The organism is Actinomadura sp. NPDC047616 (genome assembly GCF_040642915.1).
Lineage (GTDB): Bacteria > Actinomycetota > Actinomycetes > Streptosporangiales > Streptosporangiaceae > Spirillospora > Spirillospora miaoliensis.
Genome location: NZ_JBEYTB010000004.1, coordinates 527,440 through 553,024, shown reverse-complemented (window position 1 = coordinate 553,024; position 25,585 = coordinate 527,440). Strand labels below are relative to the sequence as shown.

Annotated in this window: 16 protein-coding genes; 9 read left to right on the top strand and 7 right to left on the bottom strand. The window is 73.2% G+C overall.

What is annotated here, in order from left to right; translation table 11 throughout:
• Positions 1-247: 247 nt before the first annotated feature.
• From ABZ801_RS13275 to ABZ801_RS13260, 4 genes are all read left to right on the top strand, one after another.
• Entirely contained in the window at positions 248-1,261 is a 1,014-nt protein-coding gene (locus ABZ801_RS13275; RefSeq protein ID WP_344954290.1) for a CDP-alcohol phosphatidyltransferase family protein, read from the top strand.
• A 259-nt stretch (positions 1,262-1,520) separates the two neighbouring features.
• Positions 1,521-2,213 (top strand): hypothetical protein, encoded by a 693-nt coding sequence (locus ABZ801_RS13270; protein WP_360696945.1) that lies wholly within the window; start codon positions 1,521-1,523, stop codon positions 2,211-2,213.
• Positions 2,214-2,565: 352 nt separating this feature from the next.
• On the top strand, positions 2,566-3,951 hold the full coding sequence (locus tag ABZ801_RS13265; RefSeq protein ID WP_360696942.1) for a protein kinase: 1,386 nt from the start codon (positions 2,566-2,568) through the stop codon (positions 3,949-3,951).
• Complete coding sequence (locus ABZ801_RS13260) at positions 3,941-4,606, top strand: hypothetical protein (protein ID WP_360696938.1); 666 nt, start codon at positions 3,941-3,943, stop codon at positions 4,604-4,606. Before ABZ801_RS13265 ends, ABZ801_RS13260 begins: the two co-directional genes overlap by 11 nt.
• 454 nt (positions 4,607-5,060) lie before the next feature.
• Here the strand turns inward: ABZ801_RS13260 and ABZ801_RS13255 are convergent, their stop codons facing one another.
• Positions 5,061-5,543: a hypothetical protein gene (locus ABZ801_RS13255; RefSeq protein WP_360696935.1), complete on the bottom strand. Its 483-nt coding sequence runs from the start codon at positions 5,541-5,543 to the stop codon at positions 5,061-5,063.
• Between the two features lie 240 nt (positions 5,544-5,783).
• Positions 5,784-7,337, bottom strand: a complete 1,554-nt coding sequence (locus ABZ801_RS13250) for a hypothetical protein (RefSeq protein ID WP_360696932.1) — start codon at positions 7,335-7,337, stop codon at positions 5,784-5,786.
• Positions 7,338-7,499: 162 nt separating this feature from the next.
• Between ABZ801_RS13250 and ABZ801_RS13245 the strand changes: the two genes are divergently transcribed.
• On the top strand, positions 7,500-9,089 hold the full coding sequence (locus tag ABZ801_RS13245; protein WP_360696929.1) for a glycosyltransferase family 39 protein: 1,590 nt from the start codon (positions 7,500-7,502) through the stop codon (positions 9,087-9,089).
• Here the strand turns inward: ABZ801_RS13245 and ABZ801_RS13240 are convergent.
• Complete coding sequence (locus ABZ801_RS13240) at positions 9,031-10,941, bottom strand: glycosyltransferase family 2 protein (RefSeq protein ID WP_360696926.1); 1,911 nt, start codon at positions 10,939-10,941, stop codon at positions 9,031-9,033. The two genes, ABZ801_RS13245 and ABZ801_RS13240, sit on opposite strands and share 59 nt — an antisense overlap.
• Before the next feature lie 66 nt (positions 10,942-11,007).
• Positions 11,008-12,420 carry a hypothetical protein gene (locus ABZ801_RS13235; protein WP_360696923.1) on the bottom strand — a complete coding sequence of 471 codons (1,413 nt, stop codon included), beginning with the start codon at positions 12,418-12,420 and terminating at the stop codon, positions 11,008-11,010.
• A 304-nt stretch (positions 12,421-12,724) separates the two neighbouring features.
• Here ABZ801_RS13235 and ABZ801_RS13230 point away from each other — a divergent pair, with 304 nt between their 5' ends.
• Together ABZ801_RS13230 and ABZ801_RS13225 are read left to right on the top strand one after the other, a co-directional pair.
• Positions 12,725-14,983, top strand: a complete 2,259-nt coding sequence (locus ABZ801_RS13230) for a CDP-glycerol glycerophosphotransferase family protein (protein WP_360696920.1) — start codon at positions 12,725-12,727, stop codon at positions 14,981-14,983.
• A 52-nt stretch (positions 14,984-15,035) separates the two neighbouring features.
• Entirely contained in the window at positions 15,036-18,461 is a 3,426-nt protein-coding gene (locus tag ABZ801_RS13225) for a bifunctional glycosyltransferase family 2 protein/CDP-glycerol:glycerophosphate glycerophosphotransferase (RefSeq protein ID WP_360697142.1), read from the top strand.
• An 88-nt stretch (positions 18,462-18,549) separates the two neighbouring features.
• On the opposite strand, the gene ABZ801_RS13220 is transcribed toward ABZ801_RS13225, so the two are convergent.
• From ABZ801_RS13220 to wecB, 3 genes are all read right to left on the bottom strand, one after another.
• A complete protein-coding gene (locus ABZ801_RS13220) occupies positions 18,550-20,703 on the bottom strand; it encodes a glycosyltransferase (protein ID WP_360697139.1) in 2,154 nt (717 codons plus the stop codon).
• A 104-nt stretch (positions 20,704-20,807) separates the two neighbouring features.
• Positions 20,808-21,524: a hypothetical protein gene (locus tag ABZ801_RS13215; protein WP_360696917.1), complete on the bottom strand. Its 717-nt coding sequence runs from the start codon at positions 21,522-21,524 to the stop codon at positions 20,808-20,810.
• Positions 21,508-22,587 carry a UDP-N-acetylglucosamine 2-epimerase (non-hydrolyzing) gene (wecB, locus tag ABZ801_RS13210; protein ID WP_360697136.1) on the bottom strand — a complete coding sequence of 360 codons (1,080 nt, stop codon included), beginning with the start codon at positions 22,585-22,587 and terminating at the stop codon, positions 21,508-21,510. Before wecB ends, ABZ801_RS13215 begins: the two co-directional genes overlap by 17 nt.
• A 54-nt stretch (positions 22,588-22,641) precedes the next feature.
• Here wecB and ABZ801_RS13205 point away from each other — a divergent pair, with 54 nt between their 5' ends.
• The gene (locus ABZ801_RS13205; protein ID WP_360696914.1) at positions 22,642-24,147 is read left to right on the top strand and encodes a glycosyltransferase family 4 protein; all 1,506 of its coding nucleotides are present in this window, start codon (positions 22,642-22,644) and stop codon (positions 24,145-24,147) included.
• Positions 24,148-24,258: 111 nt separating this feature from the next.
• On the top strand, positions 24,259-25,584 hold the full coding sequence (locus ABZ801_RS13200) for a nucleotide sugar dehydrogenase (RefSeq protein WP_360696911.1): 1,326 nt from the start codon (positions 24,259-24,261) through the stop codon (positions 25,582-25,584).
• The last annotated feature ends 1 nt before the right edge of the window (position 25,585 follow it).

Genomic DNA, 25,585 nt, shown 5'->3' with positions numbered 1-25,585 from the left:
GGGTGCGCACGGGGCCGACTTGATCACCATAAGATGACAAATCGCGCGTTCACCCGGCGGACACCCCGTGTTGGAGCGGTAGCATCGAGCCTCTCGGCCGACGGGCGCGCGCGCCCGAGTCCCGCGGCCGACGGCGCTCGGAGCCGCCAGGGCGAGCCACCAGGACCGCGAACCGCGGCGTCCCCGTGGGTTCGTGCCCAGCGACGGCGGGAAGCCTCCAGCCACAAAGTTGAAAGGACAGCTCTCCATGGCGAACTTCACGCTCGCGGACGTTCGAGAACGGACGTACAAGGCGCGTGACGCATGGTGGACCGTGCTGCTGGTCGACCCGCTGGCATCCCGTCTGGTGCGTTTCACGGCCAACCGCACCAACATCACGCCCAACCAGCTCACCGTGGGGGCGCTGATCCTGGGGCTGGGCGCGGGGGCCTGCTTCGCGGTGGCCGAGTGGCCGTACCTGCTGGTGGGCGCGCTGCTGTACCACCTGTCGTTCACGCTCGACTGCATGGACGGCAAGATCGCCCGGTTGAAGGGCACCGGATCGGTGTTCGGCGCCTGGCTGGACTACATCTTCGACCGGGTGCGGGTGCTGGCCTGCGCGATCGCGCTGATGGGCGGGCAGTACGCGGCCACCGGCAACGTCGCGTACGTGTGGACGGCGCTGGCCGTGGTGTTCCTGGACATGCTGCGCTACATGGACGCCCTGGAGATCTACAAGGTGCGTTCGCAGATGCGCAACAAGCTGCGGCAGATGCAGGAGGAGGCGCGGACCCTGGAGGAGGCCGCGCGCCGCGCCGACGGTGGGGCCGAGGCCGCGCAGATGGGCGACGACCTGCGGTCGGCGGCGGGCGCGCTGCGTCCCGACCCGGAGGCCGACATGGAGGAGCGGGTCGTCGGCGACAACCCCGACCAGCAGGCCAACCTGGCCATGCAGCAGGAGTTCAACCGGCGCTTCCCCTGGTACGCCCGGATCCGCAACGCGCTGCTGCGCGGCCGGATCCGCCCGCACCTGGTCAGCGGCATCGAGTTCCAGATGGGCGTGTTCATCGTCGCCCCGCTGGTCGCGGCCGCGGTGCCGGGCGCGATCATTCCGGTGACCGCCCTCGCCGCCGCCGGGATGCTGGCCTTCGAGCTGGTGATCATCTACAAGTTCTGGCTGTCCAGCCGCGACTACAGCCGCACGCTGACCAAGCTGGAGCGCAAGATCGCCGAGCACCGGGCCCGGTTTCCCGAGCAGGTGACGGTCGCCGACCGGGTCTGACCGGCGGGCGCGCCGCTCGCCCGGCGCGTTTCGCACCGCCCGTCCGCGTCAACGCGGACGGGCTTTTCCATGTCCTTGATCAGGACGTGATCGATCCGGCGGGTGCGCGGCGCGCGCTCATTCGCCGTTCACCGCCCGGTGGCCGCGCGGGTCGAAGCGCGTCGAAATAGTCCTCCGATTCCTCTTGACGGTGATCGGCCGGTGAGCGTAGTCAAGTGGCCTGAGCGTTGGTCGTGGCGGAGCGACAGGAGTGGGCCGGATGTTCAACAGGGACCGCATTTCCGATATGCGCGCCGGCCGGCACCGGCGGCCCCGCGACGTCCGGGACACCTCGCCGCGTTACGGCGCCTGGACCGGAATGGCGCTGCTGGCCGCGACGGCTGGCGTCGCCTTTTACGGGATCGTCGGGTCGCTGGACGCGGGGGACGATCCGCTGCCCGTTCCGCAGTCGGTGGCGATCCAGGCGTATCCGTCGCGGACGCCGTCCACGACGCCGGACGGCATCGTCCCGCGGAACACGCTCACGCCGTCGCTGAGTGCGTCACCCGAGCGGACGCCGCGTCCTGAGCCGCCGGCCGAGCGGCCGGAGACGGCACCGGCGAAGTCTCCCGGTACGCCCGCCGACCAGGACGACAAGCCCGGCGGGCCCGGCGGGCAGGAGCCGTCCGCGCCGTCGACACCGTCCACGCCGCCGTCGGAGCGGCCCATCGCCCTGCCGGAGCCGTCCGAGCCCGCCCCGCACGCCGCGCCGAGGCCGGGGATCGCCCCACCGAGCTGGATGGCGGGCCCGCTGACACCGATGCCCGGATACCCCTACCCCTACCACCCGTGGCGGTCGTGGCAGTCTCCACAGGACCGGCAGCAGCCGCAGTGGGGGCGGTGGCCGTACCAGGGGTGGTGGCAGGGATATTCCCCCAGGGATTCCTCCGGATTCGACGGGGATGGCGGCTAGCGCCGATAGACGCCATGAACTCCAGCGGGTGAAATGACGGGCTTTGCCGGAAGAGTCCCAATAGTGGCATTACGTATCCCGCCGTAGGCGCCGAAGTTGACGACGGCCGGAGGGCGTGCGGGACGAACCCGCGGGGAATTCCGACGGGATCCGGCGTGCGCGCAGCCGGGCGGGCGCCGGCCTTTTCGTAAACACCGCCGTTTGCGGAAACCTCCCCGGCAACGACGGCGTTCCCATTCGCCAACGGCCCGGCAGCCGAGGCCGCCGCACGGCGTCGAACCCTCGGGGCGGTGTGCCGCGTACTGCTGGACGTGCCTGGATGTACGGCCCGCACGCGCGGAAGGCCGGTCCGGTGAGGCCGGGCCTGCGGCTCACCGAGCGCTACCGGCTGATGGAGCGCCTGGACGACGGGGACGCCATGGAGGTGTGGCGGGCCTGGGACGAGGCGCTGAGCCGGTCCGTCGCCGTCAAGCTGCCCGACCCGTCCCGGCTGGCGGACACCGTCCGCGGCCGGGCGTTCCACGAGCTGGCGAGCCGCGCCGCGGGCCTGCGGCACGCCGCCTTCGCCGCCATCTACGACTGCGACCAGACCCGTGACTCCGCCGGACGCGCCACTCCCTACCTGGTCACCGAGTATCTGGAGGGCGAGACGCTGGCCGCGCGCGTCGACCGGGCCCCGCTGCCCACCGCCGAGGCCCTGGAGATCTGCGCCCGGGTCGCCACCGCGCTGGCTGTCGCGCACCGCGACGGCGTGGCGCACGGCGACCTGACGCCCCGCCGGATCTTCCTCACGCCCGGCGGCGTCAAGATCGTGGACGTGGGCATCGGGGCGGTGCTGCGCGCCGCCGCGGCGGGCCCCACCTCCGAGCCGCCCGGCCGGGCCGCCGACGCCGCGCCCGCCACACCGTCCGACCGCCTGGCCATCGACAGGGCCGGTGACGTCCTGGCGTTCGGCGCGCTGCTCACCGCCTGCCTGGACGCGGGCGCGACGGCCGCGCGCGTGCCGGACGAGGTGACGATCCTGGGCTACGAGTGCCGCGCGTCCGATCCCCTGGACCGGCCGCCCATGAGCCGCGTCGCCGACGTGCTCGCCCGCGTGGCGGCGCCGTCCGCGTCCGCCCGGAACGAGATGACCCTGGCGAGCCTGTTCGGCGGCGACGACCCCGCCCCACCGGACCCGGACCCCGACTCGCCGCACGACGACGGGCGGACGGAGTTCCTGCCCGCTCCTCCCCCGCCGGAGGAACCGCCCCCTGACCGGCGGCCCGTCCTCGTCACGGCCGCCGTCATTGCCGCCGCCGCCGTGATCACAGCGGTGCTCGTCGCGCTGAACCGCCCGCCGCCCCCGTTCAGGGAGGTCGCCGCTCCGCAACCGCCCCCGGCCACCACCAAGCCCACCGAGCCGTCCGCTCCGGTCCCCGAGCCCACCGACGCCGCGCCGTCCAGGCCCACTGCCACCCGCCGGGCCGTGGACACCAGCACCCTGGGCGTCCTCGGACGGCTGCAACCGCTCGTGGACGGCGGCCGGGCCAGCGGCCGGATCCGGTCCGACGTGGCCGTCGACCTCACCAACCTGATCAACAACCTTCGCGGCGAACTCGCCACGGGCCGCGCCGTCGACGTGGACGCCCGGGTCGCCGAGCTGCGCCGCAAGATCGACACACGGCTCCGGGAACGCGCGCTGACCGCGGACGCGGCCGCCGAGCTGACCGGTGTCCTGGACCAGCATGGCGGGTGAGCCGGACCTCCGGGGCGACGGCCGGCGCGGGACGCCGGCCGACGAGATCGTCGACCCTCTCGGCGACCGCGCCGCGCGTCCGCAGGCCACCGGTCGTCCGGCCGCACCCCGCCCGCACGGCCGCCGCGGGCTGCGGATCCTCTGGCCGGTCGCGGGCAGCCTGGCCTCGACCGCCACCGCCGCGACGATCCTGTACGCCGGGATCGACATGACACCCCTGGACGACCGGCCCACCCTGGCCCCGCCCCGCGCCTCGGCGCCCGGAACTCCCAACACCTCGTCCCGGCTGCCCGCGACCGGGTCCGCCCCGGCCACCACGCCCGTCCCGGACCCGCCGTCCACCGGCAAGGCGCCGCCGCCCGCCCCGCCGCCGAACCGCCGCACCCCCGGGCGCGGCGACGTGCTCCGGATCCTGCGCACGTCGGTCGAGAACGGCGTGCGCGCCCACGAGATCCGCTCCGACGTGGGCCTCGACCTGACCAACCTCATCGACGCCGCGATCCGGGAGGCCCGCGAGGGCGAGCGCCGCCTTGTGAACGTCCGCATCGACCAGCTCCGCGCCAAGGTCGTCACCCGCACCCGCGAGGACACCATCACCCGCGGACGCGCCCAACGTCTGCACCGCCTCCTAGACGACGCCGACGCCCAGTACTAGACGGCACGCTGAGCGCACGGTTCGGTCTCGGGCGACCGTATCGCCCGGTCAGCCCTTGTGCGGGGACGGCCTTTCGCCGCGGTGGCGCGGGGTGGCGCGGACTGGTGGGCAGCCGCCGGGCCGGGGCGCAATTGTTTTTGGTCGGTGGCACGGTATTCGGGTGGAGAACCGGGTCCTCCCAGGAGGGGAGAATTAGTCCCTTTGGAGGAGGCCGATAATGCCGCCGAACGGAGGTGATTGGCCTGCCGCCGCCTACGTTCGTGATCTCCGGGGCCGGCTGGCGGTCGCGTCGAGAAGGGCACGTGGTAGCGGGCGGATGGGTTTCGGCCGAGGCCGCGCATGGGACGGGCGTCCCCTGCCGTTGGCAGGAGACGCCCGTGTGCGGTGGTCACGGACCGAGGCCCGCTGGTAGGACTAGGCCCCGACCGCAGCCGAGGCCGTCGCGCCCGAGGCCCTACCGGCCGCCACCGAAGCCGCCGCCGTAGCCGCCGCCGTAGCCCTGGCCGCCGCCGAAGCCCCCGCCGCCGAAGTTCCCTCCGTAGCCGCCGAAGCCCCCGCCGCCGAAGTTCCCTCCGTAGCCGCCGAAGCCCCGGCCGCCACCGAAGTTGCCGCCGTAGCCGAAGCCGCGGCCGTGGCCGAACTTGCGGTGGTGGTGGCGGAAGAAGCGGTGGTGGCGGAAGAAGCGGTGGTGGCGGAAGCCGCGGCGACCCCAGCCCCAGCCCCAGTCCTTGCGCCCCTGACGGCCGATGCGCTTGCAGCCCTTCTTGGCGGCGCACCGGACGGGAATCGCCGCGGTGGTCGAGGTCGCCTGGCCGGTGACGGCGGTGGTGCCGTTGGCGACGGTGGACGCCTGGGCGGCGGGCGTGAGCACGGCCGCGCCGCTCAGCACGAGCCCGGAGATGCCCAGGGCAACTCCCGTGCGAATGTCGATTCGCATGTCTCCCCCCATCTGGGTTTTCGACCGTGGCGAGAGATGGGAATTTCCGTTTTCTCGCCAAATGAGGAGATGCCCGAGCCTTCTTGTGCGAATACCTCCAGATCAGCAAAGAGAAGCAAGATTACCGCGATTCTGATCGATGTCGGCAAGACTGATGTTCAGCCATACAACGACAGCAGAGAGTGTTCATTTGAACACTTTCAGTAATCACTGGAAAGTGGCCCTGCCGCCGAGCGGCGATTACCGGCCGACTTTTTCGCGGTTCTCCGTCGGTTCGGAGTCGTCGGACAGTTCACCGGGCTCGGGGGACGACGGCTCGGCGGCGGCCGGGGGCGCGACGGCCGGGCGGGGGCGGCGGGCGAAGGTCAGGCCCGCGGCGAGCGCGGCGAACGGGATGGCGGGCAGGACGTAGCGGTAGTCGAAGTCGGCGGTGGCGGCCGGGACGACCAGCAGGGCCAGCGAGATCGACCACGGCAGCAGCACCTCGCCGCCGAGCCGCCGCACCCGTACCAGGACGCCCAGCAGTCCCACCGCCATCAGGACGCCCAGGTACGGGCCGCGCACGAACGCCCAGTCCTGGTAGTCGCGCATCCAGTCGCCGTAGGGCTCGACGACGCGCGCCTGGGCCGTCTTGCCGCCGTACGGGTAGGCGCGCAGAGCGTGGTCGTCCCGCAGTGACGCGCCCACGGGGAACTCGTACTCCTCGACGGTGCTCTTGCGCGGGTAGGGCTTGCGCTCCCACTCGAAGGAGCGGAACGTGTCGCGCACGACCACGCGGGCGTAGTCGCCGGGCTGCTTGGTGATCGCGGCCATGGCGAACTCCCCGGCGAGTTCGTTGGCCTTGGGGTTGTACATCCAGCCGGGCACCTTCTTGAAGCCCGAGTCGTCGCCCCACAGGGCCTGGAAGGCCGGCGCCGTCCCGGGCACGGGCGTCAGGTGGTCCCGGCACAGGATGGCGACGTCGGGGTCGGGCTTGATGATGTCGCAGCGGGCGAAGTCGGCGGTGCGGCCGTACAGCCAGATGCGGTCGGTGGTGGTGATGGCGTACTTGCCGTGCGCGGAGTGGAACCACGACATGTAGAGCGCGACGGGGATGACGGCCGCCACGACCGTCGCGGCCATGGCCCGCCAGCCCGAGCGCATCACGAGCATGCACACCAGCACCACGATCAGCATGGGCAGCCCCACCGACCGCACCATGGCCGCAGAGGAGATCAGCAGGCCCGCCAGGGCACCGACCCACCAGCTCATCCGGCGGGGCTTCCAGAGCACCGCGGTGACGCCGGCGGCGAGCAGGAAGGTGAACAGCTCGTCCGAGACGAGCATGTGCTCAAGCTGGATCTGGTACGCGTCGTACAGCACCGGCACCGACAGCAGGGACGCGACCAGGCCCGGCAGCCACACGCCGCGGCGCGGCCAGGCGGCGCGGATCCCCCGCCACACCAGCGCGTACACCATGACCCCGGTGAGCACGCCCATCGCGTGCTGCGCCGCCAGCACGACCAGGAAGCTGTGGAACGGCTTGAGCAGCCACAGGAAGATCGAGTAGCCGCCGGGCCGCAGCGGGGACGGCTCGAAGTGCAGCGCGCCTTCCAGGTAGGTGTTGGAGTCGCCGAACCACAGCACCGACGGGAAACCCCGCACCGCGATCCAGCGGATCACGACCGCTCCGGCCAGCACGACCAGGAACAGGCCGTGCCCGAGAAGAAACCTGCTCAGGCCGCCCATCAGCCCACGCGCCAGGCCACGCGTCGATCGGCTCGAGCCCTGCACGTTGGTGGCCTCGTCGCTCACTCCAGCTCCGCGCTCTCCGTCCATGCGGCCGCATCCGGCCATGTACGCGAACCCCCCGGCACCGCCCCCGCGAAGCATAGCCCGCCCGCGGACGGCTGAGATCAAATGCGCAATTCCACCTAGGATCGAAACATCCACCTTTGTGCGGGGACGGGGGTCTTCATGCCGAGGCGCGTCCTGTCGGTGCGCGCGATCGGGAGAGCCGTCGGGGGTTTTCGCGGGGCCGGCGCGCTCACGGTGACGATCCCGGTGGCGCTGTCGTTCGCGGTGGGCCTGTGGGCGCTGGCGAGGCCGGCGCTGTGGCGGGACGAGGCCGTCACGATCGGGGTGGCGCGGCGTTCGCCGTGGGACGCGCTGCGGCTGCTGTCCGACATCGACGCCGTGCACGGCCTGTACTACCTGGTCATGCATCCGGTGGTGGCGGTGTTCGGCGCGGGCGAGACGGCCGTGCGGCTGCCGTCGGTGCTGGGCGCCGCGGCCGCGGCCGGGCTCACCGCGTGGCTCGGGATGCGGCTGGCGGACGCGCGGACCGGGCTGGTCGCCGGGCTGCTGGTCGCGGTGTCGCCCGCGATGTCGCGGTACGCCCAGGAGGCCCGCCAGTACACGTGGGTGACGGCACTGGCGGTGGCGGCGACGCTGCTGCTGGTCCGCGCCCTGGAGCGGCGGGGCGACGACGGCGGACGGCGGGAGTGGGCCGCCTACGGCGCGGTGGTCGCGCTGATGGGCTGGCTGCACATGTTCGCGCTGCTGCTGGTGCTGCCGCACGCGGTGGCGGCGCGGCGCGACCTGCGGCGCTGGGCGGTGGCGGCGGGCGGCGCGCTGGCGGCGGTGCTGCCGCTGGCGCTCCTGTCGGTCACGCAGCGGGCGCAGGTCAACTGGATCACCAGGCCCGGCCGCGACGACCTGTGGTACCTGCTCGACATGCTGGCGGGCACGCACTGGCTCATCCTGCCGACCCTCGCCCTGGTCGTCGTCGCGCTCTGGCGCCCGTCCACGCGTCCCGGCGAGGGCGCGGGAGACGACACGCGCTGGGGACTGCTGGCGTGGCTGGTGGTGCCGCCCGTCGCGTTGCTGGTGGCCTCGCTCGTCGTGCCGACGTACCTGTTCCGCTACGTGCTGTTCTGCTTCCCGGCGTTGGCGCTGCTCGTCGCGCTGGGCCTGCGGCGGCTGCCCGCGTGGGCCGCGGCGGCGGTGCTGGCGGTGCTCGTCGTGGCGCTGGTCCCGGCGCACCGGCAGGTCCGCGAGCCCGACGCGCGCGCCGACGACCTGCGGACGCTCAGCACGATCATCCGAACCGGCAAGCGGCCCGGCGACGCGCTGCTGTTCCACCAGCAGTACTACCGGCGCGCCATGAGCGCCTACGCCGACGCCTACGCGGGGCTGCGCGACATCGCTCTGGGACGGACGGGCACGCGGTCGGGCACCATCGACGGCGAGGAGGTCCCCTCGGCCGAGCTGGCGCGACGCCTGGCCGATGTCGAGCGCCTCTGGTACGTCCACCGGAACGCCAAGGCGCCGGACGCCCCCGACCGCGCCAAGGAACGGCTCGTCCGCCGGTCCGGCGCCTTCCGCAAGGTGAAGCGCTGGCGTTTCAAGGGCGGCACCGTGACCCTGTACGAGAACCTGCGTCCCGGCACCGTGCCCGGAGACGGAGACGGCGGCGCACAGAGCGCCGCCGCCGTCCCGAAGGCGCTCAGCCCCGCAGGCGGCGGGCGAAGCGCCGCGCGGCCTGCGCGGCCCGCGCCGGCGTGATCTTCACCGACAGCCCGCCGCGTTCGGTGCGGTAGGGCGTGGCCTGCCGCAGCCTGCCCGCCGGGCCGGGCCGCGGCGGCGAGGGCGGCGCCGGGGGGCGCACCCGGATCGTGACGCCGTCGACGGTGAACCGCACCCAGGGCGTCCACCTGCCCGGGTCGCAGCCGCGCAGGTCGAACTCGGCGGTCAGGTTCAGCGCCTCGGGGACGCACGACGCCCGCGCCTTCGCCGGCACCACCGTGCCGTCCTGGCGGCGCAGCAGCTCGGCGGAGGCCTCCACCGGGTGGCCGGACGGCAGCGCGCTCGGCACGTGACCGGTGATCCGCAGCACCCCGTCCGCGGCCCATTCGGCGCTCTCCAGCGTCATCACGACGCCGGGCTGCGCGGCGGTCACCCGCAGCTCCAGGCCCTGCCCGCGACGGGCCGGCACGGCCGCGCGCCCGCCGCGCACCAGCCGCCGCTCCGGCGGTTCCAGGTCGTCGGCCGGCCCGAGCTGCCGGACCACGGTCAGCTCCTGCACCCGCATCTCCACGTACAGGTCCCAGGCGCCGTCGTCCAGCATCTCGTCGGCGACCAGGTCGATGTCGGCGCGGAACCTGTCGGGGGGCAGCGCGCGGGCCGGCAGGCGGCGCTCGGCGGACGGCTCGCCCCGGCGCCTGAGCAGCAGCGTCGTCTCCTGCCGCTCGGTGACGCCCGACAGCGCGGCACGGCCGATGACGCGCAGGCCGGACGGCGTCCAGGACACCTCGGTCAGCCGGTTCTCGGTGCCGATCCGGTCGGTGATGTCGTACAGGTGGTCGGGCAGGGCCGTGGCGGGGTCGCGGAAGCGGGGGAACGCCTGGAACGCCTTGTCCTTCTCCACGACGGTGGGCGGCGGCGGGCCGTCGGGGTCGGTCGCCACGATCTCGGCGAGCACGTCGTCCAGCCGGTACCGCAGGCAGTGCATCACCAGCCGGGACCGGGGCCACAGCCCGGTCTCGACGCCGGGCGTGTACCAGGCGTCGACGAGCCGGCGGGCGCCGACGCGGGTGAGCGCCTGCTCCTCCTCCGGCAGCTCGCGGTAGCGCGCGCCGAACCGGGTGGCGATCTCGTGCCGGAAGTGCCGCAGCATCAGCCGGTCGCGCAGCGGGCCCGGCTCGACCCGTCCCGCCAGGAAGCTCATCACCTCCGAGATGGCCGGGAAGTACTGCTCGGCGGGCGCGCCGCCCTGCTGGAGGCTGCTGGTGCCGTCCTCCCGGTCGATCCAGTAGTAGCAGTCGTAGCTCGCCACGACCGAGATGCCGTCGGCGCCGAAGTACGCCTGGGCGGTGAACAGCATGTCCTCGTGCGAGAACAGGTTCTCCACGAACCGGAGCCCGAGCCGTTCCAGCAGCGACCGGCGGAACAGCTTCAGCGGCGACAGGGTGTTGTAGAGCAGCGGCGTCTCGGCGACGGTGGTGCGCGGCAGGTCGCGCGGGAACACCGGCGCCTGGCGGCCCACGCCGACGTACTGGCCGACGACCACGTCGGTGCCGTTGGCGTCGGCCATAGCGCACATGCGCTCCAGCGCCTCGGGCGCCAGGTGGTCGTCGGCGTCGAGGAAGAACACGTACTCGCCGGACGCCCGGTCGATGCCGGTGTTGCGCGGCGCGCCCGGACCGCCGGAGTTGGGCTGGTGCACCACCGTCAGCCCGGGCCGCGCGGCCGCCATCCGGTCCAGTTCCTCGCCGCTGCCGTCGGTCGATCCGTCGTCGACCGCGATGATCTCGATCGCGCCCGCGCCCGCCGAGCGGCCCAGCGACTGCTCGTACACCGACTCCAGCGCCCGCCCCAGCGATGCCCGGCAGTTGTAGACCGGCATGACGACGGTCACTTTCGGCCTTTGTTCCACACCCACCCCGCGTGTCCGCAAATCGGTCACCTGCAGAACTTCACCAGGCTATCTGTCGCCCCGCACTGCCGCGTCGCCTTTGCCGGGGTCGTCTGCGTCCGCGGCGTGGGTTCGGGGCGGCTCCGCGGCGCGGGTCCGGGGCAGCAGCGCCAGCGCCGCCGCCAGCGCGGCCATCGGCATGACGGGCAGCACGTAGCGGTAGTCGAAGTCGGCGATGGCGGGCGGGACGACGAGCAGCGCGGCGCCCGTCAGCCACGGCAGCAGCGCCGCCCCTCCCCAGGGACGCCGCCTGACGGCCATGCCGGCGAGGCCCGCGACCAGGACGACGCCCAGGAGCGTCCCGGGCAGGTAGCCCCATTTCTGGTAGGCGCGCATCCAGCCCGCGTAAGGCTCCACGACGCGCGGCTCGGCCGAGTCGCGGCCGTATGCCCGCGCCTCCGGGACGGCCTTCTTCGGCATCCACCCGTGTTCGGGGAAGCGGTACTGCGAGGCCGTCCACCTGCGGGGGTAGTCGCTACGGGTCCAGGCGAACGACCGGGACGTGTCGCGCGCCACGGTCCACGCGTAGTCGGCGGGCTGCGCCATCACCGCGCGCAGGGCGAATCGGGTGGCCAGTTCGTTGGCGTACCGGCCCGTCACCCCGCCCGGCAGGTCGCGGAACGGCGAATACTTCGTCCACAGGGCGGCGAAGGCGGGTGCCACCCCGGGGACGTGACGTGTCTGCTCCCGGCACAGCACCCTCAGGTCGGCCGGCGGACGGATCTCCCGGCAGTCGGCGAACGCGGCGGTGCGTCCGTACAGGAACGCCCCGTTGGAGCTGGACATCGCGAACTCGCCGTGCACGGCCCGGTACCAGCCCGCGTATGCGCCGACGCACATCGCGAACGCCGCCACCGACGCGGCCACCGCCCGCCACGACACCCGGCGCAGGGCCAGGCACACCACGACCACGGCGATCAGCGGCAGCCCCACCGAACGGGTCAGCGCGGCCGCCCCGAGCATCAGCCCGGCCGCCGCGCCCGTCCGCCAGGTCAGCCCCGGACGCCACAGCAGCACGGTCAGCGCCGCCGTCACCAGGAAGGTGAACGCCGTGTCCGACATCAGCAGGTGTTCGAGTTCGATCTGGTAGGCGTCCAGCAGCGACGGCGCCGCCACGGCCGCCCCGACCAGGCCCGGTGCCAGGGCGCGGTCCGGCCATGCGGCGCGGGCCGCGCGCCACGCCACCGCGTACAGCATCACCCCGACCGCCACGCCCATGAGGTGCTGGACGGCCACCACGAGCGTGAAGTCGCCGAACGGCCTGAGCAGCCACAGCATCAGCGAATAGCCGCTCGGCCTCAGTTCGGAGGGTTCCGGGCGCAGCGCGCCCCGCAGGTAGCCCTCCGAGTCCCCGAACCACAGCACCGACGGGTAGCCCAGCACCGCCAGCATCCGCAGCGCGATCCCCGCCGTCAGGACCACCGCGAACGGCGCGTGCGCCGCCGTGGCCCTTGCCCCCGGTCTTCCCAGACGTTCACCGATCCTGAGTCTGTGGTCGACCACAACCAACGTCCCGCTTGCCTCCCTCTGGCACCCGCATGTCGGACATCCCTTATATGCCAAACATGTCCCACCGTAACCACAGCGCGACGGTGGGCAGCGACGGGTGGGGGCCGGTGATGTGGGCGGCGTCCTATCGAATCAGCGGCGTATGCCCGGTAAACAACGACTAAAGTCCGTACAGCCCCTCTACAGGCCGACCGCAGGACGAGACCCTTTCGGAGCCATGGCAGACACCCCCGCTCACACCGGAGACGGACAGACCGCCCCGCGCCCGGGCGCGCCCGTATCGCTCAGCGTCGTCGTCCCCGTGCACCTGGTGCAGGGGTACCTGCGCCAGTGCCTGGACTCGATCCTGGTGCCGGACGTGCCGAACCTCGAAGTGGTCGCGGTGGACGACGCCTCCCCCGACCACTGCGGGCAGATCCTCGACGAGTACGCCGCCCGCGACCCGCGGGTGCGGGTCCGCCACCTGGAGCGGAACGTCGGGCTGGGCGAGGCCCGCAACATCGGCCTGGACATGGCCACCGGCGACTACGTGTGGTTCGTCGACAGCGACGACTACCTCACGCCCGACGCGGTCCCCGCGGTCCTGGAGCGGCTGGCCGAGACCCGCCCGGACGTGCTGCTGTTCGACCACGCCCGCGAGTACTGGCACGGCAAGGTCAAGCGCGGCACCGGCAACGACCTGTTCCGCGACCCGCCCGCGCCCGAGGTGTTCACCTGCGCCGAGCGGCCGTCGGTGCTGAAGATGATGATGACGGCCTGGAACCGGGCGATCCGCCGCCAGTACCTGGTGGACCTCGGGCTGCGGTTCGGCGCCGGCTACTACGAGGACGTCAACGTCACCTACCCGGTGCTGCTGGCGGCCGAGCGGATCAGCCTGCTCGACCAGGTCTGCTACATCTACCGGCAGCGGCGGCGCGGTGCGGTCACCCGTACCGCCAGCGCCAAGCACTTCGACGTCTTCGACCAGTACGACCGGGTGTTCGCGTTCATCGACGCGATGGGCGCGGACGGCGAGCGGTTCCGGGCGCCGATGTTCGACCGCGCGATGTGGCACATGCAGCTCATCCTGGAGCGCGGCGACCGGGTGCACGAGGAGGACGCCCCGCGCTACTTCGAGCGCATGGCGCAGACCTACGCCAGGTACCGGCCCGCGGGGCACGAGCTTCCCGACGGGGAGCAGGCGGCCAAGAAGTACCAGCTCATCGAGAAGAACGACTACAGGGGCTACCAGCGGCTGCTGACCCGCAAGCCGCCGTCCCGCAAGCCGGCCAAGGCCGCGACGTCGATGTTCCGCAAGCGCAAGCGCGCCGCCGTCAACGTCGCCAAGCGCACCGGCCTGCGCCAGTACTACAAGGCGCAGCTGCGCATGCCCATCGACGAGAACCTGGCGGTGTTCGCCGCGTACTGGCACCGCGGCTACTCCTGCAACCCCGCCGCCATCTACGAGAAGCTCAGGGAGCTGGCGCCGGACATCCACGGCGTGTGGGTGGTCAAGCGCGAGAACGTCAAGTCCGTGCCCAAGGGCGTGGACTACGTGGTGCGCGGGTCGAAGGACTTCTGGCGCGTCATGGCCCGCGGCAAGTACTTCGTCAACAACGTCAACTGGGTCGACGACATCGTCAAGCGGCCCGGCCAGGTGCACGTGATGACCCACCACGGCACCCCGCTCAAGAGCATGGGCCTGGACCAGATGAAGTACCCGGCCAGCGCCAAGGGCATGGACTTCAAGCTAATGATCTCCCGGGCGGACCGGTGGGACTTCGTGGTGTCGTCCAACCCGCTGTCCACCGAGGCGTGGGAGCGCGGCTTCCCCTGCAAGTACGAGATGCTGGAGGTCGGCTACCCGCGCAACGACCGGCTGGCGCGCGCCACCGACGCCGAGAAGGCCGAGCTCCGCAAGAAGCTGGGCATTCCCGAGGGCAAGAAGGCCGTCCTCTACACGCCGACGCACCGCGAGTACCAGCGCTCGTTCCGGCCCACGTTCGACATCCGGCGGTTCGCCCGCGAACTCGGCGACGAGTACGTGCTGCTGATGCGCGCCCACTACTTCTACAAGCCGGGCGCCGGCCAGTGGGACCCCGAGCGGGTCATCGACGTGTCGGGGCACCGCTCGGTCGAGGAGCTGTGCATCGCCTCCGACGCGCTGCTCACCGACTATTCCTCGATCATGTTCGACTACGCGGTGCTGCCCGACCGGCCGATCGTGCTGTTCGTGCCCGACTGGGAGACCTACCAGCTCACCCGGGGCACCAACTTCGACGTCACCGCCTTCCCGCCCGGCGCTGTCGCCCACGACGAAGAGGAACTGATCAAGACGTTCCGGTCGGGCGCGCCCTGGCAGGACGAGGCGGTGACGCGGGCCCGCGCCGCGTTCCGCGCCCGGTTCTGCCCGTGGGACGACGGGCACGCCGCCGAGCGGGCGGTGCGCCGCATATTCCTCGGCGAACAGGTGCCCAACCCGCCCGAAGCCCCCTAGACTCCCCGCCACCCAGGCTCCCGCCACCCCCCGGCAGAAGGAGATCGCCTTGGTGCCACACCGGATCAGCGTCGTCGTCCTCGCGCACGGGACCGCCACGGAGCTGAACGAGACGCTGCGGTCACTGGCCGTGCAGTCGTACGGCTCGCTGGAGGTCCTGGTGGTCGACGGCGGGACCGGGGCGGCGGCCGAGGCCGACCTGCCCGACGAGCGGTTCCGGGTGATCCGCCGGGGGGCGCCGAGCCGCGGCGCGGCCCGCGGCATCGGCGTCGCCGAGGCCGGCGGCGAGTTCCTGGCGTTCGCCGACGACGGCGACGTGCTGCCCGAAGGGGCCCTGTCCGCGCTGCACTCCGCGCTCACCACCAGCGGATCGGACTTCGCGGCCGGCAACGTGGCCGTCCGGCGGGAACAGGGGTCGCAACCGTCGCGGCGGCACCGCGAGGCGTTCGCGTCGGCCCTGTCACGCACCCACGTGCGCCGGCACCCGGCGCTGCTGGAGGACCGGCTGGTCACCGCCAAGCTGTTCCGCCGCGCGTTCTGGGACCGGCACGCCCTGACCTTCCCGGACATCAACCGGGACGACGACCTGGCCGTGGCGGTGCAGGCGCACTTCCTGGCCGAGGCGGTGGACGTGCTCCCCGAGGTGGTGCTGCGCCGCGCCCGTCCCACCGCGCCCCAGCCGACCGCCGAGCCGCAGGCCGTCGCCGACGGCTTCACCGCCGTCGCCGCCGCGCTGGACGCGCTGGAGGGCCGCTGGACGCCCCGCGACCGCCGCGACTTCCTGGCGTCGGTGCTGAACGGCGAGCTGCGGGCGTTCCTGGACGCCCTGCCCGACGCCACCGACGACGAGCGCGCCACCGTGGTGGAGCAGGCGGCGGCGCACGCGTCCTGGCTGGAGCCGGAGACGCTCGCCGACCTGCCGTCGATCACCCGCCTGAAGTGGCACCTGGCCAGCCGCGAACGCCGCACCGAACTGGTCAAGGTGGTGCGGTACGCGCGCGGCAAGCCGCACCCCAGCATCGTGCGCAGCGGGCTGCGCCGCTACGTCGTCCACCCGTACTGGAAGGACGACAACCTCGCCGTCCCCGACGAGGTGTACCTGGCGCGCACCGAGGTGGCGCTGCGCAGCCGCACCCACGAGGTGGCCTGGCGGGACGGGCGGCTGTTCGTGTCCGGCGAGGCGTACATCAACTCGGTCAGCATGCGGCGCCGCTGGACGTCGGTGAAGAGCGTGGTGCTGCGGTCGGGGCGGCGGCGCGTGGTGCTGCGGGCCCGGCAGACCCGCAAGCCCGGCAAGAACTCCGGGCCGTGGACCGGCTTCGAGTTCGTCCTCGACCCCAAGAAGCTGCGGCGCGGCGGTGCCTGGGCCGACGGGTCCTGGGACGTGGAGGCCGTGGTGTTCAACGCGGGCGTGCTGCGTTCGGCGCGGCTGCGCGGCGGCACCAGCGGCAGCGCGGCCCGTCCGCCGTACCACTACGTCGACGCCGACGTGCGGATCGTCCCGCAGGTGGTGGACGGCACCCTGCGCATCGACGTGGAGACCGTCACCGCCAAGGCGACGTCGCTGCGCTGGGACGGCGACGAGCTGGCGGTCGAGGGCGCCTGCGCCGGCGAGGCCGCGCTGGCGCTGGCGGTGGGCGACGAGGTCGTCCCGGTGCCGGTCACGGTGGTCGGCACCCGGTTCGTGGCGCGCGTCCCGCTGCCCGAGCCGAACGAGGTGACCGACCCGCGGGCCGTCGACGACACCTGCGACTGGGCCGTGCTGATCGACGGGCGTCCCCTGGTGCTGGCCGAGGGCGTCGACGGCATCGAGCGGCTCACCGGCGGCCGGGAGCTGTTCGCCGGCCGCGACGCGTCCGGCTACCTGCGGGTCCAGTCGCGCACGGCGCGGCTGACGGTCACCGAGTGCGCGTGGCGTCCGGACGGCACCCTGGTCCTGGCCGGGACGCACCGGGCGAGCGACACCGGCGAGATCGTGCTGCGCAGCCGGGGCCGCCGCAAGGAGTACGCGTTCGGCGTGACCCGCGGCGACGACGGCGTGCTGCGCGCCGAGGTCCCGGCCGCGGCGGTGCCGAGCGTGGCGGGCGTGCTGCCGCTGCGCGCCGGCCAGTGGGACGTGCTGTTCCGTTCCCCGGGCGGCCGCGCCCTGGCCGTGCGCACCGACCCGGCGGTGTCGTCCGCGCTGCCCCCGGCCCTGGAGGTCGCGCGGCGCGGCTACGCGCTGGAGCTGCAGCGCGTCGGCCTGGTGGTGCGGGTGTCCGGCGACGTCCCGCCCGAGGAGCGTTCGGCCGCGACGACGCTGCGGTCCGAGGCGCGCCAGCGCGTGGCCAAGGAGGGGCTGCGCGACGCGGTGGTGTTCTCCTGCTTCAACGGACGCCAGTACTCCGACAGCCCCAAGGCCATCCACCAGGAGATGGTGGCGCGCGGCCTGGCGGGCGACCTGGAGCAGCTGTGGGTCGTCAACGACGCGCAGGTGGAGCTGCCCGGCACGCTCACGCCGGTGCGCCTCAACGGCCGCGAGTGGCACGAGGCGATCGCGAGCTCCCGGTACATCATCACCAACCACCGGCTCGGCGACTGGTTCCAGCGCCACCCCGACCAGGTGGTGCTGCAGACCTGGCACGGCACGCCGCTGAAGAAGGTCGGCCGGGACGTCAAGGAGGCGCACTTCGCCTACGCGCCCGGCATGAAGCAGGCCTACCGCTCCCTGGCGAAGGGCGGGAAGGGCAAGGGCGAGGAGGCGCAGGCCGCGCCGGCGCTGCCGGAGTGGACGCACCTGCTGTCGCCCAACCCGTTCAGCACCGAGATCTTCCGCCGCGCGTTCTCGTTCAAGGGCGAGATCATCGAGGCCGGGTATCCGCGCAACGACCTGCTGTACCACCCCGAGGCCGACCGGGTCGCGGCGCGGGTGCGGGACCGGCTCGGCGTGCCCGCGGGCAAGCGGGTCGTGCTGTACGCGCCGACCTGGCGCGACGACCAGTACTACAGCCGGGGCCGCTACAAGTTCGACCTGCGCCTGGACCTGGAGCGGGCGCGGGCCGCGCTGGGCGAGGACCACGTGCTGCTGGTCCGGCTGCACAGCAACGTCGTGGACGGGGTGCCCGAGGACGGCGAGTTCGTCATGGACGTCTCGCTCTACCCCGACATCACCGACCTGTACCTGATCGCCGACGTGCTGATCACGGACTACTCGTCGGTCATGTTCGACTACGCCAACACCCGGCGGCCGATGCTGTTCTTCACCTACGACCTGGCCGACTACCGCGACCGGCTGCGCGGCTTCTACCTGGACTTCCAGGCCGAGGCGCCGGGTCCGCTGCTGGAGACCTCCGACGCGGTGATCGAGGCGATCCGCGACATCGAGCCGATCGCCAAGGAGTACCGGCACAACTACGACGCGTTCGTCGAGCGGTTCTGCCCGCTGGACGACGGCAGGGCCGCCGCCCGCGTCGTCGATCACCTGTTCCCCGGTTCCTAGCGCCCCGGCAGGCGACCGCAGCGGAGCGCCAGCGGAGCGAGGACCGCCTGCCGGGGTGACGGGGGGCTGGGGGTCGTCCCCCAAATTCCTAGGCGCGGACGCCCGCCAGCAGTTCGGTCCACTGGCGGCAGACCTCGGCCAGGCCGTAGGCGCGGGTGACCTGCTCGCGGGCCACCTGCCGGTCGGCCTCCCAGTGGCCGTCGCGCACCGTCGTGGCGATCGACGCGGCCATCGCGGACGCGTCGGCGTGGATCCAGCGGGTGTCGTAGATGGTGTCGGCGCCCGGCCAGCCCAGCAGCACGGGGATCGCGCCGGACGCCATGCCCTCGGCCGGGGCCAGGTGGAAGCTCTCGTCGTCGCTGGTGGACAGGACGAACCCGATGCGGCGCAGCCACGCGGCCACGTCCCGGCCGTAGGTGTCGAACACCACGCCGCCCGCCAGCAGCGGGGAGCGGCGGATGCGGCGGAACACCTGCTCGTAGTGCGCGCGCTCCTCGTCGCGCTGCCAGATCCACCAGTACTCCCACGGCAGCTTGGACTTGACGAACAGCGTGAACCGGGGATCGTCGCGGCGAAGCTCCTCCAGGGCGTCCAGCGCCAGGTCGAGCCGCTTGCGAGACGGCGCGATGCCGATCATGCCGAGGTGGTGCTCGGCGCCGGCCAGCTTGGGCCGGTCGAGCTGCCGGTCGTCCACCCAGTTCGGCACGACGGTGACCTTGTGGGCGGGCCAGCCGGTGGTCTCGCGGGTCAGCCTGGCGTAGTGCGGGCTGACGCAGATCACCTGGTCGACCGCGTCGATGTCCAGGTGCTGCGGCCACCGGGCGTACAGCTCGAACCGGTGCAGGCGCACCAGCAGGCGCTGGCCGGGCCGCTTGTGCTTGGCGTACCACAGCGCGTTCGGCCCGCACCATTCGCACACGACCACGTCGGCCCACTCGACGAGTTCCCGGCTGCGCTCGGGGTCGTGCACCTTCAGCGCGGCCCAGTGGTCGACGCGGACCTCCATGTCGGGGCGCGACCGGAGGTAGTCCAGCAGCCGGGTGAAGAACTTCAGGTCGTGCCCGGCGACGCCCACGCGCAGCTTCCGCTCGCCGGCGGCGCCCGCCGGGGCGGCGCCCGCGCCGTGCGCGGCGGCCTGACGGGCGGCGGCGAGGACGGCCTCCGACGGGTCCGGGAACGCCTGCGCCAGGTAGGCGCCGAGCCGCTCGGCGGCCGCGTCGAGCGTGTAGTCGCGCGCGGCGGCCCGGCAACGCTCGGCGGCCAGCGCGTACAGGTCGGGGTTCTTGCCGATGAGCGTCAGCGCGTCGACCACGTCGGTCTCGGACGCCACGAACAACGGATAGTCGGCGCCGAACAGCCGCTCGTGCATGGGGGTGCGGTTGAGCAGCACCGGCACTCCCAGCGCGCCGCACTCCAGCACCTTGGTGGACAGTTCCAGGCTGGCGTCCATCTCGGGGTGCCGCCACGACAGGCCCACGTCGCACTCGGCGGTCAGCCGCATCGCCTCGGCGCGCGGGTGGCCGCCATGCCACACCACGCCCTGCGCGCTCTCCAGGGCGGTGCGCATGCGGGTGGAGAACCCGGGGTCCTTCGGGTCGTCGTGGATCTTGTCGCCGACCATGTGCAGCTCGGCGTCCACGCCGCGCAGCGCCAGCATGCGCGGCAGCCCCGTCATCTCGTAGGTGTTCCAGCGCGGCGCGAACTTGCCCGTGTAGACCAGCCGCAGCGCCCGGCCCCGCGGCGGCTCTCCGCCGCGCGGCGTCAGCCCGTCCGGCAGGACGACCACGGGCGGGAACAGCACGCTCTTGCCCGCCGTGGCCGGGACGGCGCTCTCCAGGAACGAGCGCAGCTCCTCGGTCTGGCACAGCAGCATCCGGGAGGCGTCGGCGATGCGGCGCAGCTCACCCTTGGCCGCCCGGTCGAACTCGCCCGCCGACTGCGGCACGTCGGTCAGGTACGTCCACAGCCGTCCCGCCAGCGGCCCGGCCGCCAGCTTGCCGGCCAGGCGCCGTCCCCGCACCACCACCAGGTCGAACGGGTCCTCGGCGTCGATCTCGGTCAGGACGACGGCGGCCTGCTTGGCGGGCATGCCGCGGTCGCCCTCGACCCGTCCCTCGGCGTGCGGGCTGCGCACGGTCACGCCGGGCAGGGCGCGCAGCGGGTCGACCAGCCGTCCGGTGCGGACCGGGGCCTTGAGCACCAGGGTCACCGCGCAGCCGGCGCGGGCCAGCGACTGCACCATTCCCTGGGCCCAGATCGCCGAGCCGTCGATCAGGTTGAGATCGACGTCGCCGTACACGAGCGCGCGTGGTCGCACGGGCATTCCTTTCGGGCGTTGCGTTTCGGTCAGGCGGGCTCGAACGTCGGGACCAGCTCGGCGAGCCGCGCGGGCGCGGTGACGGTGGCGTCCCACTGCAGGATCGCCAGGCCCGGCGGCGGCGCCTCGCCCCACAGCACCAGCGGCAGGCCGCGGACGCGGGCCAGCTCGCGCGCGTCGTGCAGGACGCGTTCGCGGTCGTACATGCCGGGCGTGCCCAGGTAGGCCCACGGGCCGCCGGGCTCGCCCGCCGCCGCGTCCACCACCAGCATGTCGACGTCGGCGGTCTCCAGCACGGTGACGGCGTCGTGCGGGTACAGCGGGACGATCTTGGCGTGCCCGGCCAGCGCCGCGGCGGCGGCCCGGCCGAGGATCCCGGCGATCACCGGGCCCTCGTAGGGGGCCGCCACCAGCAGCCGGTCCTCGGCCCGGTCGACGTGGTCTAGCTGGACGCGGTCCTTGGCGTCGGTGGCGGTCGCCGAGGCGGCCGTGGGCGCGTTGCGCTTCTTCCACAGCCGGTACAGCTCGCGCGGCAGGCGCGGCGCGCGGCGCCGCGGGTTGCGGGCCGCGCCGGCGACGAGCCGCCCGAACTGCAGCGCCGCCGAGGTCTCCAGGGCGGTCAGCCGCTGCTCCAGTTCCTGCACGCGGGCCTGGCTCTCGCGCAGCTGGGCGCGGAGGCGGGCCACCTGGCGGTTGGCCTTCGCTGCGGATGCGGCTCTGGGTAGGGCGTCACGCGGGTTGGTCACCGAGATACTCCATGATCACGTCGGCGATGCGGGGTCCGGCCTGGCCGTCCCACAGCGGCGGCTTGCGCGAGGCGTCGACGTGCCCCGCCTCCAGCACCTTCCGCGCGGCGGGGACGAGCTCCTCGAAGCCGACCAGCCGGTTGGTGCCGTGGGTGATCGTGATCGGCCGTTCGGTGTTCGGCCGGACGGTCAGGCACGGCACCCCGAGGATCGTGGTCTCCTCCTGCAGGCCGCCGGAGTCGGTGACGACCGCCGCCGCGCCGCGCACCGCCGCGACGAAGTCGATGTAGCCCAGCGGCTCCAGCACGTGCACGCCCGGGTGGTCGTCCAGCCCGGCGGCCAGCAGGTTGGCGCGGCCGCGCGGGTGCACCGGGATGACCAGGTCGGCCAGGTCGGCGACGCCGTGCAGGTGCCGGACCAGCGCGGCGGCCGTCTCCGGCGCGTCCACGTTGGCGGGGCGGTGCATGGTGGCCAGCACGTACCGCTCGGGCAGCCCGTGCTCGGCCCGCACCCGGGCGGTGTCGAACTTGTCGAGGTTGGCCAGCAGGGTGTCGATCATCGGGTTGCCGACCAGGTGCACCCGCTCCACCGGGACGCCCTCGCGGGCCAGGTGCCCGACGGCCTCGGGGCTGGTGGCGAAGCACAGGTCCGACAGCTGGTCGGTGAGGCGCCGGTTCACCTCCTCCGGCATGGTCATGTCGAAGCTGCGCAGCCCCGCCTCCACGTGGGCGACCGGGATGTGCAGCTTGGCCGCGACGAGGGCGGCGGCGATCGTCGAGTTCACGTCGCCGTACACGATGACGAGCGCGGGTGAACGGCTCGTGAACTCCCCCTCCAGTCCGGTGAGCAGCGCGGCGGTCTGCGCCGCGTGGCTGCCCGAGCCGACGCCGAGGTTGACGTCGGGCTCCGGCAGGCCCAGCTCGTGGAAGAAGATCTCCGACATCCGCTCGTCGTAGTGCTGGCCCGTGTGCACCACGGCCTGCCCGGCGTTCGCCGCGCGCAGCGCCCCGATCACCGGGGCGGCCTTGACGAAGTTCGGCCGGGCCCCCAGGACATGAACGATCGACCCCAACACAATTTCCCTTCTGTTCATCCGGGTTGCTTACGCTCGCCCGCCGTGCTCATCCGAAATCCCCTGCTCCCGCCGCTGAAAGCGGCGGTCTACCTGCCCGGGCTCGCCTGGCGGCAGCTGCGCGCCGACCCGCGCCGGGCGCCCCGGCTGGCCGTGCGGCTGCTGCTGCGCGCGCTGCCCGCCGGGGCCAGCGCCCGGCTGCGGCGCACCCGGCTCGGCCGGCTGGCGGTGCCCCGGCCGCGCGATCCGCGGCGCGAGTCCGCCGACCTGCGCGTCCTGCTCGACCACGACGTCCCCGGCCGCGCCGCCGCGGCGACGACGGGCGGCGCCGGTCCGGCCGGCTCCGCGGTCGTCCTGCAGTTCGTGACGAACGCGCTGCCCCGCACGAACGCCGGGTACACCGTGCGCACCCACCGGATCGCGCTGGCGCAGCGGGCGATGGGCTACGACACCCACGTGGTCACCCGCCTCGGCTACCCGCTCAACCAGGGCATCGCCGACCTGCGCGCGCGGGTGGACGTGGAGGGGGTGCCCTACCACCGGCTGCTGCCGTGGCTGCCGCCCGGCACGCCCGTCAAGGCCGTGGCCAAGAGCGCCGACCTGGCGGGACGGCTGGTGCGCGAGCTGCGCCCGGCGGTGCTGCACGCGGTGAGCGACCACCACAACGCGGCCGTCGCGCTGGAACTGGGCCGCCGCCACGACCTGCCGGTGGTGTACGAGGTGCGCGGCTTCCTGGAGGACTCCTGGCTGTCGCGCGACCCGTCGCACCGCGAGACCGACGACTTCTACCGGCTCACCCGCGAGCTGGAGACGCGGCGGATGGCCGCCGCCGACGTGGTGGTGACGCTGGGCGAGGCGATGCGCGCCGAGATCGCCGGCCGGGGCGTCGACCCCGAGAAGATCATCACGGTGCCGAACGGGGTGGACGAGGCGTTCCTCGAGCCGCTGCCCGACGCCGCCGATCTGCGCGCCGAGCTGGGCCTCGGCACCGACGCCCCGGTGGTCGGCCTGACCTCGTCGTTCTACGGCTACGAGGGCATCGACACGCTGATCGACGCGGCGGCGCTGCTGCGCGGGCAGGGCACCGGCGTGGTGCTGCTGCTGGTCGGCGACGGACCGGAGCGCGGCGCGCTGGAACGGCGCGCCGCCGAGCGCGGCGTGCGCGCGGTGTTCCCCGGCAGGGTGCCGATGTCGTCGGTACGTCGGTATCACGCGGTCCTCGATGTGTTCGCGGTTCCCCGGCGGGCCGACCGCGTCTGCCAGTTGGTCACGCCCCTCAAGCCCGTGGAGGCGATGGCCGGGGGAATCCCAGTAATAGCAAGTGATGTCAAGGCATTGCGCGAAATCGTGGAACCGGGCGTGACCGGGACGTTAACAGTTCCGGAAGACCCGGAGGCATGGGCGGACGCACTCTCCCGGCTCATTTACAGTCCCGAACTACGCCGGAAAATCGGACAGACCGCTCGGGAATGGGTTCGAGCGGAACGCACCTGGCGAGCCGTGGCGGACCGGTACCGGTCCGCCTATCCGGACCCGCCGCGGGTGCCGTGACAGGGGTTCCCGTGACACCGGGAACCCGTGCCGACGGTTCCCGCGCGGCGGGTCCCGTACGGCAGGAGCGGCCGTTCCGGCGCCGTGAACACGCGTGAAGGGAGCCGCCGGGTGGATCTGGTGGTCATCGGGCTCGGCTACGTCGGGCTTCCGCTGGTGCGCGAGGCGTGCCGGGCCGGCCTGCGGGTCGGCGGGCTGGACCGCGACCCGCGGGTCGTCGCCGGGCTGAAGGCCGGGCTGTCGCACGTCGACGACGTGTCGGCCGCCGAGGTCGAGGAGATGCTGGCGGCGGGGTTCCGGCCGAGCGTGGACGAGGACGTCCTGGACGGCGCCCGCACCGTGGTGATCTGCGTGCCGACCCCGCTGTCGGAGGAGGGCGGCCCGGACCTGACCGCGGTGCGCGGCGCCGCCGAGACCGTGGCGCGGCACCTGGAGCCGGGCACGCTGGTGGTGCTGGAGTCCACCACGTACCCGGGCACCACCGACGAGGTGGTGCGGCCCATCCTGGAGACGTCGGGGCTGGCCGCGGGCGAGGAGTTCCACCTGGCGTTCTCCCCCGAGCGGATCGACCCGGGCAACCCGGTCTACGGGGTGCGCAACACCCCCAAGATCGTGGGCGGGCTGACCCCGGCGTGCGCGTCGGCCGCGGCGGCGTTCTACGGCAAGTTCGTCGACGAGGTCGTGCAGGCCAAGGGCACCCGCGAGGCCGAGATGGCCAAGCTGCTGGAGAACACCTACCGGCACGTCAACATCGCGCTGGTGAACGAGATGGCGGTGTTCTGCCACGAGCTGGGCATCGACCTGTGGGACGCGATCGACTGCGCGGCCACCAAGCCGTTCGGCTTCCAGGCGTTCCGGCCGGGGCCGGGCGTGGGCGGGCACTGCATCCCCATCGACCCGAACTACCTGTCGTACAAGGTGCGGTCGCTGGGCTACCCGTTCCGGTTCGTGGAGCTGGCCCAGGAGATCAACGACCGGATGCCCCGGTACGTCGTCGAGCGCGCCCAGCAGCTGCTCAACCAGCAGGGCCGCGCGCTCAAGGGCGCCAAGGTGCTGCTGCTCGGCGTCACCTACAAGGCCGACATCGCCGACCAGCGCGAGTCGCCGGCGCGGCCGGTGGCGCGGCGGCTGGCCCGGCTCGGCGCCGAGCTGCGCTTCCACGACCCGTACGTCGCCGACTGGCGGGTGGACGGGGCGGAGGTGCCGCGCGTCGGCCCGCCGCCGGTGGTGCGGCCGGGCGGCGGGCAGCGCCCCGGCGCCGAGCCGTCCCCGTGGGATCCGGAGCTGGTGGCCGCGCTGGAGGACGCCGACCTGGTGATCGTCCTGGCCGACCACGCGGCCTACGAGGCGTCGCTGCTGTCCCGGCACGCGCGGTTGCTGTTCGACACCCGGGGCCGCACCCGCGGCGCCCGCAGCGAGAGCGTCGAGCTGCTCTGAG